A 17,998-nucleotide genomic window follows, 5' to 3' on the forward strand; every position below is an offset into this window, starting at 1 on the left:
CCTAAGGTGATTGCGGTGGAGCGGGGAACGCGGCTTCGGCTGGGGCCGGGCCGTGTGGCGGGTGTACGGCGGGGTGCTGTGGGGGTAGCTGTGGCGGACTGGTCGATGCCGGTGCGTCTGCCGGGGCCTGGGCGAGTGAGGTTCGTGCCGCGGGTGCCGGGCCGATCGACGGTGTGGGTGTAGCCAGGGCGGGGGTGCCGTTCTGGATCGGAGCGCTACCCGGAGCTGTGATGGCCGGAGCTCCGTTGGCCGGTGTGGGTGTAGCCGGGGCGGGGGTGCCGTTCTGGATCGGAGCGCTACCCGGAGCTGTGACGGCCGGAGCTCCGTTGGCCGGTGTGGGTGTAGCCGGGGCGGGGGTGCCGTTCTGGATCGGAGCGCTACCCGGAGCCGTGGTGGCCGGAGCTCCATTCGCCGGTGCGGCCGGAGCCGGGGGTTGGTGCGGGAGCGGGGCGCTCACCTGCGCCGCGACCGGGTTCCGGCTTACTTCCTCCTGGTAGGTGTCGTTGTAGGTCTTCCATATCGTCGTGACGATGCCGGTGAGCTGGTTGAGGATCAGCGAGCCGTGCTCGAAGTCGGCGCGCAGGCCGTCGGAGACCGGGTGAGCGTTGCGCAGGGGGAGTCCGAGCGCGCCCGTGTCGGCGCCGAGTTGCAGGAAGCGGTCCAGGATGGTGCCGAGCACCTCGACGACCTGTCCGTCCGCGGCGGTGTAGACGTAGCCGTTGGCGAACTTCGCGTACTGCCTGCCCTGCGCGGCGGGCAGCACGTCCGACCGCGCGGCGCCGAGCGGGCCGTTAGGTCCACCGGACTGCGACCAGTGCCTGGCGATGATGTTGTCCTGCACCATGTTCAGCAGCTTGGTGGTCAGCGCGGCGAGGCCCGCGACCTCGGATTCGCCGGGCGGAGCGCCCTGGCTGTCGTGCGTGCCGGAGGCGCCTGGCGTGCCTGCGGCGATGTCGCGGATCCGGTCCATCAGCGCGTACGCGGCGTCGCCGGGGCAGGTGGTGTTGCCGACGTCGCGATGTGCGAAGACGACCGGCAACCGCACCGCCTCACCCTCGGCGTACGAGGTGAAGGAGGTGCCCTCGGAGTACATCGTGGTGGAGCCTTTGGGATCGAGTCCGGCGATCTTGGTGCGCCAGCCGACGAAAGCGCCGATCGCCTGGATCGCCTCCTGTGTCGGTTGCTCGGACTCGTAGTTGCCCATCAGCGCGACGCCCGAGGTGTTCTCGTTGAACCCGCCCGCGTGCGCGCCCTGCACCGGGCGGTCGAGGCCGCCGAAGCGTCCCTCGAAGACCTGCCCGTACTTGTCGACGAGCGCGTTGTAGCCGATGTCGCACCAGCCCAACGTCTTCGCGTGATAGGTGTAGATCGCGCGGACGATGCCCGCCGACTCGGACTTGCTGTAGTCGTTGCGGCCCGCGGTGTGGTGCACCGTGACGCCGCCGAGGTGGTCGTCGTAGGTCGGCTGGTCGCAGCGGATGGATTCGTCGGCGCCCCATTGGGCGCGGGTGATCACGCTCGGTCCGCCGCCGGGCAGCGCGGCGGCGACGCTGTGCAGGTCGCCGTCGGCGGTGGCCCGACCGGGATCGATCAGCACGGCGGTCAGGTCCGCGGACTGCTGGGCCGGGTCGTCGGAACGCGCGGCGGGGTGCGGAGCCGGGTCGCCCGGTCGCGACTGGTCGTCCGCGATGGGTCCGGGCTGCGCCACCGGCTGGATCGTCGGAGCTGCTTGCTTACGGGTGACCAGGACCTGCACGGCGTTCGTGTTGCCGACGTAGATCGGTTCCGTGCCGTCGGTCGGGCCGGGACCGGAGTGATCGGTGCGGTAGGTGTCCACCGCCTCGGTGTCGTACCAGGGCCCCCAGGTGCCGTCGGGCTGGCGGGCACGGATCGTGGCCGTGGTGTCCGCCAGTCGGCGCGCGGTGAGTGCGACCATGCTGAACGGGGTGTCGCTGGAGAGTTCCTTCACCTGCGCCCCCACCTGGCTCATCAGTTCGGGGGTCACCGCACCGGGAGACAACGCGGGGGTGTCGGGAGTGGTGCCGGGCTGGAGCCGGGCGGGATCGGCGATGAAGCGCACACTGCTCGTTGGCGCCCCGGAAATCGGCTGACCAGGGGAATTCGCGCTTTCGGACGTTTGACTCGGAGTGAATTCCGAACCGGAGGTTTGAACGGAATTCGAGCTGGGTAGTCGCATTCCTTCCGGCGGCTGCGCGCCCGGTGGCAGCGGCCCGTCCGGAATCGGAATGCCCGCGGCGCTCGGCAGCATGCGCAGGTCGGAAAGATGCAGATCAGGCAGGCTCAATCCGGTGAGTTCGCGCAGCGGCAACACGATATCGGGCGCGCGCGTGAGTGCGACCTCGGCGAGTCCGGCCGCGACGGCGGGCGGCTCGCTGTTGGTGGCGGTGCGGTAGTCGTTCGAATCGCTGAGCATGAGCGTGCCGAGCGGGGCAGCTACCGCGAGGGTGGTGACAACCGGTAGCACGTAGGAGCGTTTCGGTTTGCGGTACCGCACGAGCGTCTCCAATCAGGTCGTACCAGTGATCATGTGTGATTAAGGGTCACTTCCTGATGTATCAATGGTCACAATAGCCACATTTGTCACATGGCTAAACCTCTGGTTGAGGATTATGTGATTGCCTGAATGTAGCTCGATGATTGCTGGCGCGTCTGGAAAACGTGCGGAAAAGGTGGGGATCTACCGGATCTGTTAACCGTGGGAGTGAGCGGATGCATCGTAATACGCGTATGCGGAGATCAGAAAAATGCAGGTAAAGGCGATATCGACGAGCCAGGAGCTGGCCAGGCGGCCGCATCGGCGCGTGATCGGCCTCCTGGTGCGCACTTCCCTGTTGCTCATCGGATCCGGAGTGATCGCTGGAGCCCTCGCCGCGCTTCCGGCCCGGCCGGTCGACGCGCTGTATCGCCCGCTGGCCGGACCCGGGCACGGCCGCGGCTTGAGCCAGGTCGGCGCGTTCGAAAGCGCCCGAGCGGGGTGGGGGGCCGACCGCATTCTCGCGCACTACTATCCCGGCGCGACGCTCGGCGCCGTCGCGCCTACCCCGGTCCGGGTCCGCCTCACGGCACAGGACGGCTCCTCGCTCGACGCCTTCGCCGCCACCGGCCTGCGAGTGGCGGGCCGAGAGTTGCCGCCAGGCCAGGCCGCGCACCTCACGCCGCTGCCCGATGGCGGCGCGAATGTGGTGGTGACGGTCGGCTGCGACGGTGAGGTGCTGTGGCGGGCGCCGACCGACGACCCCTGGATTCATCCCATCGACGCACGTCCGAATCGCCCTGTAGCGGAACATCTCACGGTGTGCGGTGGTCTGTCGTACCGCGGCGCCCTCGGCGTCGCCCTCGAGGATGGCGCGGCCCGCACCATCAACCAGGTGGATGTCGAGGACTATCTACTCGGCGTGGTCCCGGCCGAGGTGCCACCCGACTGGGCGGACAAGGGAGCGGCCGAGGCGCTGCGTGCCCAGGCGATCGCGGCCCGCTCGTATGCCCTTGCCGAGCAGCGTTATCCGTACGCGCAGACGTGCGACACGACGGCCTGCCAGGAGTATCCCGGTACCGCGCGGGAGGACCCGCGGACGGCGGCCGCCGTCGCGGCCACGGCGGGCGCGGTACTGGTGCGCGAAGGCCGGATCCTGCGGACGGAGTACTCCGCCGCACCGGGCGGTGGGGAACCGGCGGATATCAACACCATGGACGTCGGGCCTGCGCCCGGGGAACTGCTCACCACCGCTCCGGCCGGCGATCCACGGACGCAGGCGGCGGTCACCGAGTCGGCGGCGGAGGTCACCGAGTCGGCGATCGATGCCGAGTACCGCCGTATCGGCGGTGCGAACAGTTCCCTCGGTGCGCCGGTCGGACCGCAGATGATCCTGCCGCAGCGTGCGGGGATCTACCGGATGTACACCAACGGCATGATCATCGTGACGCCCACGCTGGGCGCGCAGGTGGTGGACTATTCGCGCATGTTGCAGGTGGTGCCGGAAGTCGCTGGGGCGCAGCAGGTCCCGCCCAGCGCGCCTGGTGCCGCGCTTCGGTCCGAAGCGGGCGGTATGGCTCAGCCCGGCGCCGTCACGCCTGACGGTGGGGCACCAGCCATCGGTTCTCCGCCATCGGCCGGTGTGATGCCCCTCGGTCCGCCTGCGGAGACCGTGGGCATGCCTCCGGTCACTGGATCTCGGCCCGCTTGACCGCTGGCCTCTGCCGCGCCCTCTCGATGACGGGGTGCCGGTCCGGACGTCGTCGTGGTGTCCGGGCGGCTGCTCACTCCGGCGGCGTATCGCCGAGCGACTCGGCCAGTGTGCGCAGAAATCCGGCCAATTGCTCGCGGGAGGCGGCGTCGAGCGCCGCCAGCAGCCGCTGTTCGTTCGCCATGTGCTTGGGCAGCAGGTCGTCGATGAGGGTGCGGCCCTGCTCGGTGAGGTGGATCCGGACGGCCCTGCGATCCTCCGCGCACGGTTTGCGCACGACCAGTCCTTTGGTCTCCAGTCGGTCGATCCGGTTGGTGATGGCGCCGGAGGTCACCATGGCGACTTGGAGCAACGCGCCCGCGGTGAGTCCGTCTTCGGCGCCGGAGCGGCGCAGCGTCGCCAGCACGTCGAATTCCCAGAACTCCATGCCGAACTCGCCGAAGAACCGCTTCAGGTCCTGGTCGACCAGTCGCGCCAGGCGTTGGATCCGGCCCACGACGTGCATCGGCGAGACGTCGACGTCCGGGCGCTCGCGCTGCCACTGACGCCCGAACAGGTCCACCGCGTCGGACATGAGTCTCCTCTCTACAGGAATAATCTCAACGTTCATCTACTTGACGCTGAGGCAACTCGACGGGTAAGTATTTCAACGTTGAGATTATCAATGAGGAGTCAAGTATGACGACACGCACCGCGGGGCCCGCCGAGGCTTCGGTCGCGGCCACCCTGGCGCTCACCTCGCTCACCCCGATCGTCTGGGGTTCCACCTACGCCGTCACCACCGAGTTCCTGCCGCCGGACCGCCCGTTGTTCACCGCGCTCATGCGCGCCCTACCCGCTGGACTCGCGCTGCTCGCGATCACGCGAGTTCTCCCCCGCGGCCGGTGGATCGGCCGGGTGGCGGTGCTCGGCGCGCTCAATATCGGTGCGTTCTTCCCGCTGCTGTTCCTGGCCGCCTACCGGCTGCCAGGGGGCGTCGCGGGCGTGCTCGGCGCGGTCGCACCGGTGTTCGCGCTCGCCTTCGCGACCGTGGCTCTGAGCGAGAATCCCGGTGCGCGCAAGTTGTTCGCAGGGGTGGTCGGCGTCTTCGGCGTGGCGCTGGTCGTGCTGCGGGCCGACGCGCAACTCGACGTCGTCGGGGTGGTCGCGGGGTTGGCGGGCGCGGCGTCGATGGCGATGGGCACCGTTCTGACCAAGAAGTGGGGTCGACCGGACGGCGTCGGCCCGCTGACGCTCACCGGCTGGCAGCTGACCGCCGGTGGTCTCTTCATCGCTCCGCTCGCGCTGCTGGTGGAAGGCGCCCCGCCCGCGCTGGACGCGGAAGCGGTCGGCGGCTATCTGTACCTCGGCGTGATCGGGACCGCGGTGGCGTACTGGCTCTGGTTCCGCGGCATAGCGCGAGTGCCCGCCACCTCGGTGGCCTTCCTCGGATTGCTCAGCCCGGTGTCGGCCGCGGTGATCGGATGGGTCGTGCTCGGGCAAGCGCTCACCACGCTCCAGATGGCCGGCATGGCGATCGCGCTGGGCAGCACGCTGCTCGGCCAAGCGGTCGGCGCGCCGAAGGAACCGGTTCAGCCCGCGCCCGTTCCGGCTGGCGACTCCAGCGTTGCGCTGGGCACCGAAACCTCGCCGGAGAAGGTCTTGACTTTGACGTAACGTCAACTTGCAAGCTGGTTGCACCGACGAGAGCACGAGGGAAGACGGGTCGTGGGCGGCAAGGAGTGGTCCATCCAGGATCTGGCGAAGGCGGCCGGTACCACCAGTCGTACGCTGCGCCATTACGGGCAGTTGGGGCTGTTGCCGCCCAGCCGGATCGGAGCCAACGGCTACCGGTACTACGACCAGCACTCCCTCGTGCGGTTGCAACGCATCCTGCTGCTGCGTGACCTCGGCCTCGGCCTTCCGGTCATCGCCGAAGTCCTTGCCGGAGAGCAGGAAACCGCCGCCGCGTTGCGTACGCACCTGGAACTGCTCCGGCAGGAACAGGATCGGATCCGGCGGCAGATCGAGTCGGTGCGAACCACGCTGCACAAGACGGAAAGAGGTGAACAACTCGTGGCAGCAGAAGTTTTCGACGGCTTCGACCACACGAAGTACAAGGACGAGGTGATCGAACGCTGGGGCAAGGACGCCTACGAGAGCGGTGACCGCTGGTGGCGCTCGATGTCCGACGCGGACAAGAAGAACTTCCAGCAAACCCATCTCGACATCGCCGCCGACTACGGCCGAGCGCACGCCGACGGACTCGCGCCCGACGCCGACGAGGTGCAGGCCATCGTCCAGCGCCACTACGACTGGATCGGCATCGGCTGGCAGGGTCGCCCGGTGGTGCGAGAGGCGTTCGTCAACCTCGGCGAGATGTACGTCGCCGACCCGCGTTTCGCGGCGAACTACGACGTGCACGGCGCGGGCACCGCCGAGTTCGTGCGCGACGCGATGAAGGTCTACGCCGAGCAGCGGCTGTAGAGCACAACTCTCCGGCGGCCGGTACGCATGTGCGCGTACCGGCCGCCGGATCAACTTTCGTCGTCGCGGCCGAGCGCGTGCATCAATTGGTGCTCCGTGATCGGAGGCACCGGAAGCGGGTGGGCGGCCTCCGCGCGCAGGCCGTCGAGTATCAGACCGAGGTGGCGCCGCCAGGCTTCGGGGGCGATGTGACTGGTCGCCTCGACGATTCTGGTGTGTGACCAGGTGATGAAGGCGATGTCCTCGAGTACCCAGTCGGCGCGCAGCGCGCCGGCCTCCTGCGCGCGGGTGATGATCCGGCGCATCAGGCCGTGGCCGTATTCCTGGGCCTGCGCGATGGCAGGACTGGGCGCGGCCCGCACGGCGAGTTCGCTGAGCAGCCGGTCGGCGGCCTGCAAAGCGCACACCTGCTCCACCAGGTAGACGAACGACTCCCACGGGTCATCGATGGCGAGCGCGTTCTCGGCGATACGGCTGCCCGCTTCGATCCGGTCCTCGACCGCGGCCGCGATGAGGTCGTCGCGGGTCGGGAAGCGGTTGTAGAGCGTGCCGATGGCCACCCCGGCGCGGGCGGCGATCTCTTTCAGCGGCGCGTCGAGACCGCGTTCCTCGAAGACGGCGCGGGCGGCGGTCACGAGCGCGTCCCGATTGCGCTGGGCATCGCTGCGTAACGGCTTGTCCACGGGCCGATCCTACAAATCGGGCAACACGCATATGTTGAGCATTGGTTCAACTTAATGCTAGCGTCACCGCATAACTTGAACCATGTCTCAACTTAACAGGAGTGGCAATGTCCAAGACCATCGCGATCTTCGGATACGGACCCGGCCTCGGCGTCGGCACAGCACGCCGATTCGGGCGCGAAGGCTTCCGGGTGGCCGTCATCGGCCGGGATCCCGAAAAGGCGCGGCGGCACGCGGAGGAGTTGACGGCCGAAGGCATCGAGGCCGCGGCCTTTCCCGCGGATGTCACCGTTGGCGCGCAGGTCACGGGGGTGATCGAGAAGATCGAGGCGACGTTCGGGCCGATCGACGCGGCCATGCACGGCGCGGCGGGCAACATGAGCGATCGCATCCCTGACACCCTGTCGGTGGACATCCCGTCCCTCGATGCGCCCATCGCGCTGAAGCTGCACTCGCCGATCATGGTGACGCGCGCGCTCGCGCCGAAGATGGTGGAGCGAGGCGAAGGCGCGCTGCTGTTCTCCTCGGGTTCGTCCGAGCACTACGTGGCGCCCTATCTGGCCAACTTCGGCATCGCCCTGGCCGCGCAGCGCGGTTACCTGCGCCAGCTCGAGGTGGAATTGCGGGGTACCGGCGTCTACGTCGGCTTGCTCAACATCGGCGTGCTGATCGACGGCAGCAAAGCCGCGCAGATCATCGATGAGAATCCGGAAGTGATCCCGGCGGGCCTGGAGATCGTCCGTATGAGCGGCGACGAACTCGGCGATCACTATTGGCGGCTGTACACCGAGCGGGACAAGGTGGAGCTCGACGTAGGTTTCCCGGTCTGAGACCCGTCCCGAGAAGATCACTCGAGCGCACACCGGCTCCGGCGGCCGGGAGCACCCGGAGCCGTGCGCGCTCATTGGGCCGCGGCAGTAAACAACCGGTCAGTTGCCAAAGAAGTCCATTTGGGCAAACATCCGGCGAAATACCGAGGTCAGGGAGGTGAAACCGGGTGCGGCGAGTGGTGTCGCTGAGCGCAGTTCCGACTCCACCCGGACGCGGCGGGGACTTCCGATACTCTGGGCTCCCGTGACCGTCGCATCGTCCCCGGGTACCTCCGTCCATTCCGCCTCACAGTTCGATCTGATCGTCGTCGGCTCCGGATTCTTCGGGCTGACCGTTGCCGAACGCGCCGCCTCCGTGCTGGGTAAACGGGTTCTGGTGATCGAACGGCGCCACCACATCGGTGGCAACGCCTACTCCGAGCCGGATCCGGAAACCGGGATCGAGATCCACAAGTACGGCGCGCACCTGTTCCACACGTCGAACAAGCGGGTGTGGGACTACGTCACCCAGTTCACCGAGTTCACCGGCTACCAGCACCGCGTCTTCGCGATGCACAAGGGACAGGCCTACCAGTTCCCGATGGGCCTCGGCCTGGTCTCCCAGTTCTTCGGCCGCTACTTCTCGCCGGAAGAGGCGCGCGCGCTGATCGCGGAGCAGGCCTCGGAGATCGAGACCAAGGACGCGCAGAACCTCGAGGAGAAGGCCATCTCGCTGATCGGCCGCCCGCTCTACGAGGCGTTCGTCCGCGACTACACCGCCAAACAGTGGCAGACCGACCCGAAGGAACTGCCCGCGGGCAACATCACCCGCCTCCCGGTCCGCTACACCTTCGACAACCGCTACTTCAACGACACCTACGAGGGCCTGCCCCGCGAGGGCTACACGAAGTGGCTGGAGAACATGGCCGCCTCCGACCTGATCGAGGTGCGCTTGAACACCGACTGGTTCGAAGTGCGCGAGCAGTTGCGCGCCGAAAGCCCGGACGCGCCGGTCGTCTACACCGGCCCGCTGGACCGCTACTTCGACTACAGCGAAGGCGAGCTGGGCTGGCGCACCATCGATTTCGAGACCGAGGTGCTGCCGCTCGGCGACTTCCAGGGCACCTCGGTGATGAACTACAACGACGCGGACGTTCCCTACACCCGCATCATCGAGCCGCGCCACTTCCACCCCGAGCGCGAGTACCCCACCGACAAGACGGTGATCATGCGGGAGTACTCCCGATTCGCGCAGACCGGCGACGAGCCGTACTACCCGATCAACACACCGGAGGACCGGGCGAAACTGCTGGCCTACCGGGAGCTGGCCAAGCAGGAGACCGCCACGGCGAAGGTCGTCTTCGGCGGCCGTCTCGGCACCTACCAGTACCTGGACATGCACATGGCGATCGGCAGCGCGCTGAGCACGTTCGACAACGTGCTGCACCCGCATCTGGCGGATGGTGCGCCGCTCGTGGACCAGGAGGCTTAGGAGCGGAATGACCTCCCAATCCATTTTGGAAGACATGACCACCGAGACCCGCGCCAAGTCGCTGTTGCAGCGCATCATCCTGCCGCGGCCGGGCGAGCCGCTGGACGTGCGCACGCTCTACGTCGAGGAGTCGCAGACCAACGCCAGGCGCGCGCACGCGACCACCCGCACGTCGCTGTCGATCGGCGCGGAGTCCGAGGTCTCCTTCTGCACGTACTTCAACGCCCTGCCCGCGAGCTACTGGCGGCGCTGGAGCATCCTGTCTTCGGTGGTGCTGCGGCTGGAACTGGCCGGTCACGGCCGGGTGGACGTGTACCGATCCAAGGCCGACGGCTCGCGAATCCACGTGCAGGGCAAGGAATTCGCGGTCGCGACCGGCGCCGACTCGGTGGTCGTCGAATTCGAGACCGACCTGGGCCCGTTCGAGGACGGCGGCTGGATCTGGTTCGACATCACCACCGACACGGCGGTCACGCTGCTGTCGGGCGGCTGGTACGCGCCGATCGAGGCGCCCGGAGAGGGCAGCATCGCGGTCGGCATGCCCACCTTCAACCGGCCCACCGACGCGGTGAAGACGCTCGCCGCACTCGGCTCCGACCCGCTGGTGCTGGAGAAGATCGCGGCCGTCATCATCCCGGACCAGGGCACGAAGAAGGTCGTCGACGAGCCCGGCTTCACGGAATCGGCGGCCGCGCTCGGGGATCGCCTTTCCATCCACGACCAGCCCAACCTCGGCGGGTCCGGCGGCTACAGCCGGGTCATGTACGAGGCACTGAAGACCACCGACGCCGAGTACATCGTCTACATGGACGACGACATCGAGATCGAGCCGGATTCCATCCTGCGCGCGCTGGCCTTCGCCCGCTTCGCGAAGTCGCCGGTGCTGGTCGGCGGCCAGATGCTCAACCTGCAGGAGCGCTCGCACCTGCACGTCATGGGCGAAGTGGTCGATCGCGGCATCTTCATGTGGACCGCGGCGCCGAACGTCGAGTACGACCACGATTTCTCGAAGTACCCGCTCAAGGACCGGGACAACTCGAAGCTGTTGCACCGGCGCATCGACGTCGACTTCAACGGTTGGTGGACCTGTGTCATCCCGCGGCGCGTCGCCGAGGAGCTCGGCCAGCCGCTTCCGCTGTTCCTGAAGTGGGACGACGCGGAGTACGGCTTGCGTGCTCGCGCGGCCGGGTACCCGACCGTCACGCTGCCCGGCGCGGCGGTGTGGCACATGGCCTGGAGCGACAAGGACGACGCCATCGACTGGCAGGCGTACTTCCACTTGCGCAATCGCCTGGTCGTCGCCTCGCTGCACCTGCCGGGCAACGGGCGCGGCATGGTCGTCAACACGATCAAGGCGACGCTGAAGCATTTGCTGTGCCTGGAGTACTCGACGGTCGCGATCCAGAACCTCGCCATCCGCGATTTCCTCGCAGGCCCGGAACGACTGTTCCAGCTACTGCCCAGCGCTCTGGGGGCGGTGCACGAGCTGCGCAAGCAGTATCCGGACGCGGTGATCCTGCCCTCGTCCACCGAACTGCCGCTGGCCAGCCACATCGGCGTCGGGGCGGTCGGTGAGCCGGCCAATCCGATCGCCAAGGTGGCTCGGCTGGCCAAGGGCGTGGTGCACAACTTCCGCTCCGCGCGCACCGAACACCACGAGACCCCGCAGCTGAACGTGCCGACGCTGGACGCGCGCTGGTTCCTGCTCTCGCAGGTCGACGGCGTCACCGTCACCACGGCCGACGGCCGCGGCGTCGTCTACCGCAAGCGCGACCCCCGCCAGGCGCTCGGCCTGTTCAAGGAAGCCATGCGCCTGCGCAAGGAGCTGGCCGCCCGTTTCCCGGAGATGCAGCAGCGCTACCGCGCCGCCCACCCGCAGCTGACCAGCACCGCGGCGTGGGAGAAGGTCTTCGGCATCGACACGAAGGATGAGCAGCAGTGAGTCTCGGAGCGAGCGCCGCCGACGACGCGGCGGTGCAGCCGCCGCTGCACAGCGCCAACGGTCACGGTGGCCCGGTGTCCGCGCACCCCGCGCCTGCCGGGCAGGCGCCGCCGGAGGTCGCGATCATCAACGCGGTGCAGGCCACCCTCGGTAGCAAGCCCGCCGTGGTGTCCGCCGCGCGTGGCCTGTCGCACTTCGGCGAGCACGCGCTCGGCTGGGTCGGCATCGCCGCCGCAGGCTGGCTGGTGGACAAGCCGCGGCGCAGACAATGGGCCGGGGTCGCGGTCGGCGCGGTCGGCGCGCACGCGGCCTCGATCGTCATCAAGCGCGTCGTTCGCCGTCCGCGCCCGAACGATCCGTCGGTGCAGGTCAACGTGGGGACGCCGAGCAAACTCAGTTTCCCGTCCTCGCATGCGACCTCGACGACGGCAGCGGCCGTGTTGCTCGGCAGATTGACCGGGCTACCCTTGCCTGCGGTGCTCGTCCCCCCGATGCTGCTTTCGCGGGTGGTCCTCGGGGTGCACTACCCCACCGACGTGCTCGCCGGTTCCGCGCTCGGCGCCGCGTCCGCCGCCGCCCTGCTCGCCGCCGAAAAGAGACTCGACAATGACCGCACAAGAAAGAGCCTTCGTTGACATGAGTGAAGAGCCGACCGGCGCCGACCTGGCCGAGGCGGTAGTCAAGGGCCCGCCCAAGACGCTGGCCGGCGGTCTGTTCAAGGCAGTCCGTCCGCGGCAGTGGGTCAAGAATGTATTGGTGCTCGCCGCTCCGCTGGCCGCGGGCACGGCGACCAACGTGGACGTGCTCGCGCACGTCGGCATCGCCTTCGTGGTGTTCTGCATGGCGGCATCGGGCATCTACCTGGTGAACGACGCGCTCGACGTGGAGGCCGACCGGGCGCATCCGACCAAGCGGTTCCGGCCGATCGCCGCGGGCGTCGTCCCGGTGAACCTGGCCTACCTGCTGTCGGCATTGCTGCTGGCCGGGTCGATCGCGGGCTCGTTCCTCGCCTCGTGGCATCTCGCCGTGGTGATGACGGTCTACATCGGCATCCAGCTGGCCTACTGCTTCGGACTCAAGCATCAAGCCGTGCTGGACATCTGCATCGTGTCCTCCGGCTTCCTGCTGCGCGCGGTCGCCGGTGGCGCGGCGGCCGACATCGAGCTGTCGCAGTGGTTCCTGTTGATCATGGCCTTCGGCTCGCTGTTCATGGCGGCGGGCAAGCGCTACGCGGAGCTGCAGATCGCGCTGGGCACCGGCGCCAAGATCCGCAAGTCGCTGGAGTACTACACGCCCACCTACCTGCGCTTCATCTGGACGCTGGCCGCGACGGCGGTGGTGGTTTTCTACGGGCTGTGGGCGTTCCAGCAGGACGGCATCAAGGACACCAACTGGTTCGCGATCTCGATGGTCCCGTTTACCATCGCAATCCTGCGTTACGCGGTCGACGTCGATGGGGGCGAGGCCGGGGAGCCGGAAGAGATCGCGCTGGGGGACCGCGTCCTGCAGTTCCTCGCAATCGCCTGGATCGGAGCGGTAGGTGTCGCTGTCTATCTCACCTGACGAGATGCTGGTGGCGGAGCGAACGGAATACGCGGCGGAGCGGTCGGCCGATGAGTCGTCCGGCTCCGCGTCGCGGTTCGCGCGTCTGTCCAAAGCCACGTTCGTCGGTGGGATCACGCTCACCGTTGTTCTTTTCGCGGTCGGGGGCTGGCAGCGGCGGTGGATCGCCGACGACGGTCTCATCGTGTTGCGCACGGTGCGCAACCTGCTGGCGGGCAACGGCCCCGTCTTCAACGAGGGCGAGCGCGTCGAAACCAACACCAGCACCGCGTGGACCTACCTGGTCTGGTTCTTCAGCTGGCTGACCCAGGCGCGGCTCGAGTACGTGGTGCTCGGCGTCGCGCTCACCGTCTCGCTGGCCGCGGTCGTGTTCGCCATGCTCGGCTCGGCGCGCCTGTGGGGCGGGACCCGCACCGGGCTGTTGCTGCCCGCGGGCGTGCTGGTCTACATCGCACTGCCCCCGGCCCGCGACTACGCCACCTCGGGTCTGGAAAGCGGCTTGGTGATCTGCTGGATCGGCCTGCTGTGGTGGCAGTTGATGCGCTGGAGCCAGGCCAAGTCGGTGCGCCTGCCCGGCCTGCTCGGCCTGGTCTTCCTCGCCGGGCTGGCCCCCCTGATCCGGCCCGAGATGACCTTGGTCGGCGCGCTCGCGCTGCTGATGATCTTCTGCGCGCCCATGCCCGAGAGCAGGCTGCGGCCGATCGTGCTGCGCGCGGTGATCGTCGCGGTGGCCGGACTGGTGCCGCTGGGCTACCAGATCTGGCGGATGGGCTACTACGGCCTGCCCTACCCGAACACCGCCGTCGCGAAGGACGCGGGCGGCGCCAAGTGGGGGCAGGGCTTCACCTACCTCTGGGACCTCGTCGGTCCGTACTTCCTGTGGGCGCCGCTGCTGGTATTGCTGATCGCCGGTGTGCTCGCCGCTCGCACGGGTGCGACTCGGAACGCGCGTGCCGAAAACGAAGACGCGCGTGGCTGGTCGATCGGCCGGATCCGGGAGTGGTTGCGCTCGCCGGGCGCTGTGGTCGCTTCGGTTCTGGCCAGCGGGTTCCTCCTGACCATCTACGCGCTTCGGGTCGGCGGCGACTTCATGCACGGCCGAATGCTGTTGCCCCAGCTGTTCCTGTTCCTGCTCCCGGTCGCGGTCATTCCGATCCGGGCGCCGCAGGGCGGTGTGCGCGCGGCCACCGCCGCCGACTGGTCCTACGCGGCGCTGGCGGTGGCATTCGTCGGCGTCGCGGGGTGGGCGCTGTTCGCGGCGAACACCACCGCGATCAAGACCGGCACCAAGATCACTTCGACCGGAATCGTCGACGAGCGCGTCTACTACGTGCTCAACACCGGGCACGACCACCCGATCCTGGCCGAGGACTACTTGGACTACCCGCGCATCCGCGCGATGGTCAACGACATCACCGGCACTCCGGACGGCGGTCTGCTGCTCAACTCGCCGTCGTTCATGTTCTGGTACATCGCTCCGCCGCCCCAGCCGATTCCGGACGGCGGCGCCGGGCACACGGTCTACTTCCTGAATCTCGGCATGACCAGCATGAACGTTCCGCTGGACGTGCCCGTGATCGATCCGATGGGTCTGGCCTACCCGTTGGCCGCGCACACCGACCGGCTCACCGACGGCCGGATCGGCCACGACAAGAGCCTGTACCCGGACTGGGTCGTCGTCGATACCGGCATGGTGGACAAGAAACCGTGGATGCCCTGGTACCTGGACGAGAAGTGGGTCGCCCAGGCGCGCACCGCGATGTCCTGCCCGGACACCCAGGCGTTGTTGATCTCCTACCGCGATCCGCTCACCTTCGAGCGTTTCCGGCACAACCTGCGCAACGCGTTGCGGTTCGCGAAGTACCGCATCGATCGCGTCCCGAAGTACGAGATCCAGCGGTGCGGACTGGTCGATCCCTTCCCGCAACCGGTCGCGCAGCGCTGATCCCGTGAATCACATTGGGCCCATCGGGCACGGTGGGCCCAATGGCCCCATTGTGCGAGGTAGATAAAGTGGCGTACGCCGCTTTATCTCTTTTTGGTAACGCCACCGTGTCGATACCGATATACGCTACGACCGTATGCCCGGCCTGGCGTCCACCGGTCGTGGGCATCGACGGGTTACCGTGTGGACGGCTTGCCGCTGTCGCTGTGCAAACGAAAGGTTCAAACTGATGCGAGGCGTGATCGGGCGTCGTCTTAATTCTCGAAGAGCGGGTTCCTGGCTCAAGCGGTCCATGCTGGTTTCGCTGGCAGTTCTGCTACCGCTCGGGGTGTCGGTGGCAGGCCCTGCCGCCCCGGCGTCCGCCGCGTTCAATCCGGATGGCATGGATTTCTGGGTCGACTCCGAAATGGGGCCGATCAAGTCGCGTATCTTCCGCGCCGCCGATGGCAACACCGGCCGCGTGGTGTACGCGCTGGACGGCATGCGGGCGCGCAACGACCTCAGTGGCTGGGAGATCGATACCGAGGTCGCGCGCGAGCTGACCAAGTGGAACATCAACGTGGTCATGCCGGTCGGCGGCCAGTCCAGCTTCTATGCCGACTGGAACGGCCCGAGCGACTTCTTCGGCCTCGGCAGCGCGGGCTCGTCCTCCACCGGTTCGGCGAACTCCGGCTCCGGCCTGCTGACCGGTTCCGCTGGCGGACCGGGCAAGACCAGCACTTACAAGTGGGAAACCTTCCTCACCAACAACCTTCGCTGGGCGCTGCGCGACCGCCTCGGGTTCAACCCGAACGGCAACGGCATCTTCGGTCTCTCCATGGGCGGCAGCGCCGCCCTCACTCTGGCGGCCTACCACCCCGACCAGTTCCGTTACGCCGGTTCGTACTCCGGGTACCTGAACATCTCCGCGCCGGGTATGCGTGAGGCGCTGCGCGTGGCGATGCTGGACGCAGGCGGCTACAACATCGACGCGATGGCGCCGCCGTGGGGCCCGCAGTGGCTGCGGATGGACCCGTTCGTGTTCGCGCCGCGACTGAAGGCGAACAACACTCGCCTGTGGGTCTCCGCCGGTAGTGGTCTGCCCAGCGGGGCGGACGGCATCAGCTTCAACACGCTCAACGCGATGGGTCTGGAAACGCTGGCCCTGGCCAACACCCGCGCCTTCCAGGTTCGCATGCTCACCCTGGGCGCGAACAATGTCACCTACGACTTCCCGGCCGTGGGTGTGCACAACTGGAACTACTGGGCCGATGAGGTCTATCGGATGATCCCGGATCTGTCCGCGAACATCGGGTAGTAGCCCGGCCATAGCGAGGAAAGGCCGTTTCGCGCCATCGGCGCGGAGCGGCCTTTTCGGCGTTTACCCGGTCGTCCGCGGGTACTTCGGCAACGAATACGAAGAGAAAACGGCTTCGGTAGTTGTGGTCTGGATCACCATCCAGCAACATGAAGGCATTCGTTTCCAATTGATACCCGAACAGCATGCACCAAGGTCGATTCGTCCGGTTTCTTGGTGGGCGTCTCGTCTTGGTGTCCGACGAGGGGCCGGTTGGGATTGCTAATAGTTTGCCAGACCGGGCCGCCTGAGGGAAAGGTCGATGTGATGCGTAGTGCGCGCGGGAAGCGCTGGCCCCAGAGGCCCCGAGTAGCCGGTTCGTGGTTGCGGCGGTCCGCCCTCGGCATCGCCGCGGCGATGCTGCTGCCGCTCGGGGCGACCGTCGCGGGCGTGGGCGCCACGGCGTCGGCGGCGTTCGACCCCGCGGCCTTCGATTTCTGGGTCGATTCCGGCATGGGTCCGATCAAGACCCGGATCCTGCGTGCCGCCGACGGCAACACCAATCGCGTCGCCTATGTGCTGGACGGCATGCGGGCGCCGGAGACGCTGAACGGCTGGGAGATCGAGACCAACATCCCGCAAGTCCTGGCGAGCCAGAACATCAACGTGGTCATGCCGGTCGGTGGCATGTCGAGCTTCTATGCCGACTGGATCGCGCCGAGCGAGTTCTTCGGCGTCCCGGCGGGCGCGGGCTCCAGCACCGGTTCCGGCGGGCTGGACGGGTTCGCGGGCGGGCCCGGCAAGAGCTACCGGTATCAGTGGGAGACCTTCCTGACCAACAACCTGCGCTGGGCGCTGCGCGATCGGCTGGGGTTCAACCCCAACCGCAACGGCGCCTTCGGCTTGTCGATGGGCGGTAGCGCGGCGCTCACCCTGGCGGCCTACCACCCGGACCAGTTCAGCTTCGCGGGGTCGTTCTCCGGCTATTTGAACAACTCGGCGCCGGGTATGCGGGAGGCCATCCGCGCCGCCATGCTGGACGCGGGCGGCTACAACGTCGACGCGATGGCGCCGCCGTGGAGCCCGCAGTGGCTGCGGATGGACCCCTTCGTGTTCGCGCCCAACCTGATCCGCAACGGCACCCGCCTGTGGATCGCCGCGGCCAGCGGACTGCCCTCGGCCGGCGACCCGCCGAGCTTCGGCACCCTCAACGGCATGGGGCTGGAAAGCCTGGCGCTGGCGAACACTCGCGCGTTCCAGGTCCGGATGGCGACCTTGGGTGGCGGCAACGCCGTCTACTCCTTCCCGCCGTTCGGTATTCACGCCTGGAACAACTGGGCTGACGAGGCCATGCGAATGATCCCGGATATGTCGGCGAACATCGGCTGAATCTTTTGGCGGCGCCTGCGGCGCCGCGTGTTCGCGGCCCCCTATGGCTCGCGTCAGAGCGGACGAGACTCGCGCCTGCGGCGCATGCGCTTCGTCCACTCTGGCGCGAGCCGGGCCGCGAACGGCGCTCGTAAGACTCGCACCCGGGGGGTCAGTGTGTGGGAAACTTGCGCTTTCTGGTGTGCGGGGGGATTGGCGGGGGCATTTGTTCGCGGTTTGTGCAGTTGT

The 17,998-nt window shown here is 67.8% G+C and carries 14 protein-coding genes; 11 read left to right on the plus strand and 3 right to left on the minus strand.

Features of this window, described 5'->3' with window-relative positions; translation table 11 throughout:
- Nucleotide 1: 1 nt before the first annotated feature.
- Nucleotides 2-2,515, minus strand: coding sequence for an N-acetylmuramoyl-L-alanine amidase (locus AB0L97_RS23105; RefSeq protein ID WP_364432872.1), 2,514 nt, complete (start codon nucleotides 2,513-2,515; stop codon nucleotides 2-4).
- Nucleotides 2,516-2,765: 250 nt separating this feature from the next.
- On the opposite strand from AB0L97_RS23105, the gene AB0L97_RS23110 reads away from it, so the two are divergent.
- Nucleotides 2,766-4,205 (plus strand): SpoIID/LytB domain-containing protein, encoded by a 1,440-nt coding sequence (locus AB0L97_RS23110; protein WP_364432875.1) that lies wholly within the window; start codon nucleotides 2,766-2,768, stop codon nucleotides 4,203-4,205.
- A gap of 73 nt (nucleotides 4,206-4,278) precedes the next feature.
- On the opposite strand, the gene AB0L97_RS23115 is transcribed toward AB0L97_RS23110, so the two are convergent.
- Nucleotides 4,279-4,779, minus strand: a complete 501-nt coding sequence (locus tag AB0L97_RS23115; RefSeq protein WP_364432878.1) for a MarR family transcriptional regulator — start codon at nucleotides 4,777-4,779, stop codon at nucleotides 4,279-4,281.
- 104 nt (nucleotides 4,780-4,883) lie between these two features.
- Between AB0L97_RS23115 and AB0L97_RS23120 the strand changes: the two genes are divergently transcribed.
- The gene (locus tag AB0L97_RS23120) at nucleotides 4,884-5,861 is read left to right on the plus strand and encodes an EamA family transporter (protein ID WP_355073154.1); all 978 of its coding nucleotides are present in this window, start codon (nucleotides 4,884-4,886) and stop codon (nucleotides 5,859-5,861) included.
- 51 nt (nucleotides 5,862-5,912) lie between these two features.
- Nucleotides 5,913-6,671 carry a MerR family transcriptional regulator gene (locus AB0L97_RS23125; protein ID WP_364432882.1) on the plus strand — a complete coding sequence of 253 codons (759 nt, stop codon included), beginning with the start codon at nucleotides 5,913-5,915 and terminating at the stop codon, nucleotides 6,669-6,671.
- A gap of 50 nt (nucleotides 6,672-6,721) precedes the next feature.
- Here the strand turns inward: AB0L97_RS23125 and AB0L97_RS23130 are convergent, their stop codons facing one another.
- Entirely contained in the window at nucleotides 6,722-7,354 is a 633-nt protein-coding gene (locus AB0L97_RS23130) for a helix-turn-helix domain-containing protein (protein ID WP_355073149.1), read from the minus strand.
- A 107-nt stretch (nucleotides 7,355-7,461) separates the two neighbouring features.
- On the opposite strand from AB0L97_RS23130, the gene AB0L97_RS23135 reads away from it, so the two are divergent.
- The 8 genes from AB0L97_RS23135 (at nucleotide 7,462) to AB0L97_RS23170 (ending at nucleotide 17,770) form a co-directional block, all read left to right on the plus strand.
- On the plus strand, nucleotides 7,462-8,184 hold the full coding sequence (locus tag AB0L97_RS23135; RefSeq protein ID WP_364432887.1) for an SDR family oxidoreductase: 723 nt from the start codon (nucleotides 7,462-7,464) through the stop codon (nucleotides 8,182-8,184).
- Between the two features lie 244 nt (nucleotides 8,185-8,428).
- Complete coding sequence (gene glf, locus AB0L97_RS23140; protein WP_356963340.1) at nucleotides 8,429-9,655, plus strand: UDP-galactopyranose mutase; 1,227 nt, start codon at nucleotides 8,429-8,431, stop codon at nucleotides 9,653-9,655.
- Between the two features lie 7 nt (nucleotides 9,656-9,662).
- Entirely contained in the window at nucleotides 9,663-11,597 is a 1,935-nt protein-coding gene (locus tag AB0L97_RS23145) for a glycosyltransferase (RefSeq protein WP_356963503.1), read from the plus strand.
- 74 nt (nucleotides 11,598-11,671) lie between these two features.
- Nucleotides 11,672-12,232: a phosphatase PAP2 family protein gene (locus tag AB0L97_RS23150; RefSeq protein WP_355073744.1), complete on the plus strand. Its 561-nt coding sequence runs from the start codon at nucleotides 11,672-11,674 to the stop codon at nucleotides 12,230-12,232.
- A gap of 1 nt (nucleotide 12,233) precedes the next feature.
- On the plus strand, nucleotides 12,234-13,160 hold the full coding sequence (locus AB0L97_RS23155) for a decaprenyl-phosphate phosphoribosyltransferase (RefSeq protein ID WP_355073143.1): 927 nt from the start codon (nucleotides 12,234-12,236) through the stop codon (nucleotides 13,158-13,160).
- A 4-nt stretch (nucleotides 13,161-13,164) separates the two neighbouring features.
- Nucleotides 13,165-15,105, plus strand: coding sequence for a flagellar motor control protein ZomB (zomB, locus tag AB0L97_RS23160; protein ID WP_364432994.1), 1,941 nt, complete (start codon nucleotides 13,165-13,167; stop codon nucleotides 15,103-15,105).
- Nucleotides 15,106-15,334: 229 nt separating this feature from the next.
- Nucleotides 15,335-16,402, plus strand: coding sequence for an alpha/beta hydrolase family protein (locus tag AB0L97_RS23165; RefSeq protein WP_355073141.1), 1,068 nt, complete (start codon nucleotides 15,335-15,337; stop codon nucleotides 16,400-16,402).
- Nucleotides 16,403-16,708: 306 nt separating this feature from the next.
- The gene (locus tag AB0L97_RS23170; RefSeq protein ID WP_364432894.1) at nucleotides 16,709-17,770 is read left to right on the plus strand and encodes an alpha/beta hydrolase family protein; all 1,062 of its coding nucleotides are present in this window, start codon (nucleotides 16,709-16,711) and stop codon (nucleotides 17,768-17,770) included.
- The last annotated feature ends 228 nt before the right edge of the window (nucleotides 17,771-17,998 follow it).

The organism is Nocardia sp. NPDC051911 (assembly GCF_040681035.1).
Lineage (GTDB): Bacteria > Actinomycetota > Actinomycetes > Mycobacteriales > Mycobacteriaceae > Nocardia > Nocardia sichangensis.

Coding starts and splice junctions, on each gene's coding strand:
- zomB (WP_364432994.1), top strand. CDS start 13,165: ATGCTGGTGGCGGAGCGAACGGAATACGCGGCGGAGCGGTCGGCCGAT.
- AB0L97_RS23155 (WP_355073143.1), top strand. CDS start 12,234: ATGAGTGAAGAGCCGACCGGCGCCGACCTGGCCGAGGCGGTAGTCAAG.
- AB0L97_RS23165 (WP_355073141.1), top strand. CDS start 15,335: ATGCGAGGCGTGATCGGGCGTCGTCTTAATTCTCGAAGAGCGGGTTCC.
- AB0L97_RS23115 (WP_364432878.1), bottom strand. CDS start 4,779: ATGTCCGACGCGGTGGACCTGTTCGGGCGTCAGTGGCAGCGCGAGCGC.
- AB0L97_RS23135 (WP_364432887.1), top strand. CDS start 7,462: ATGTCCAAGACCATCGCGATCTTCGGATACGGACCCGGCCTCGGCGTC.
- AB0L97_RS23170 (WP_364432894.1), top strand. CDS start 16,709: ATGCGTAGTGCGCGCGGGAAGCGCTGGCCCCAGAGGCCCCGAGTAGCC.
- AB0L97_RS23145 (WP_356963503.1), top strand. CDS start 9,663: ATGACCTCCCAATCCATTTTGGAAGACATGACCACCGAGACCCGCGCC.
- AB0L97_RS23110 (WP_364432875.1), top strand. CDS start 2,766: ATGCAGGTAAAGGCGATATCGACGAGCCAGGAGCTGGCCAGGCGGCCG.
- AB0L97_RS23120 (WP_355073154.1), top strand. CDS start 4,884: ATGACGACACGCACCGCGGGGCCCGCCGAGGCTTCGGTCGCGGCCACC.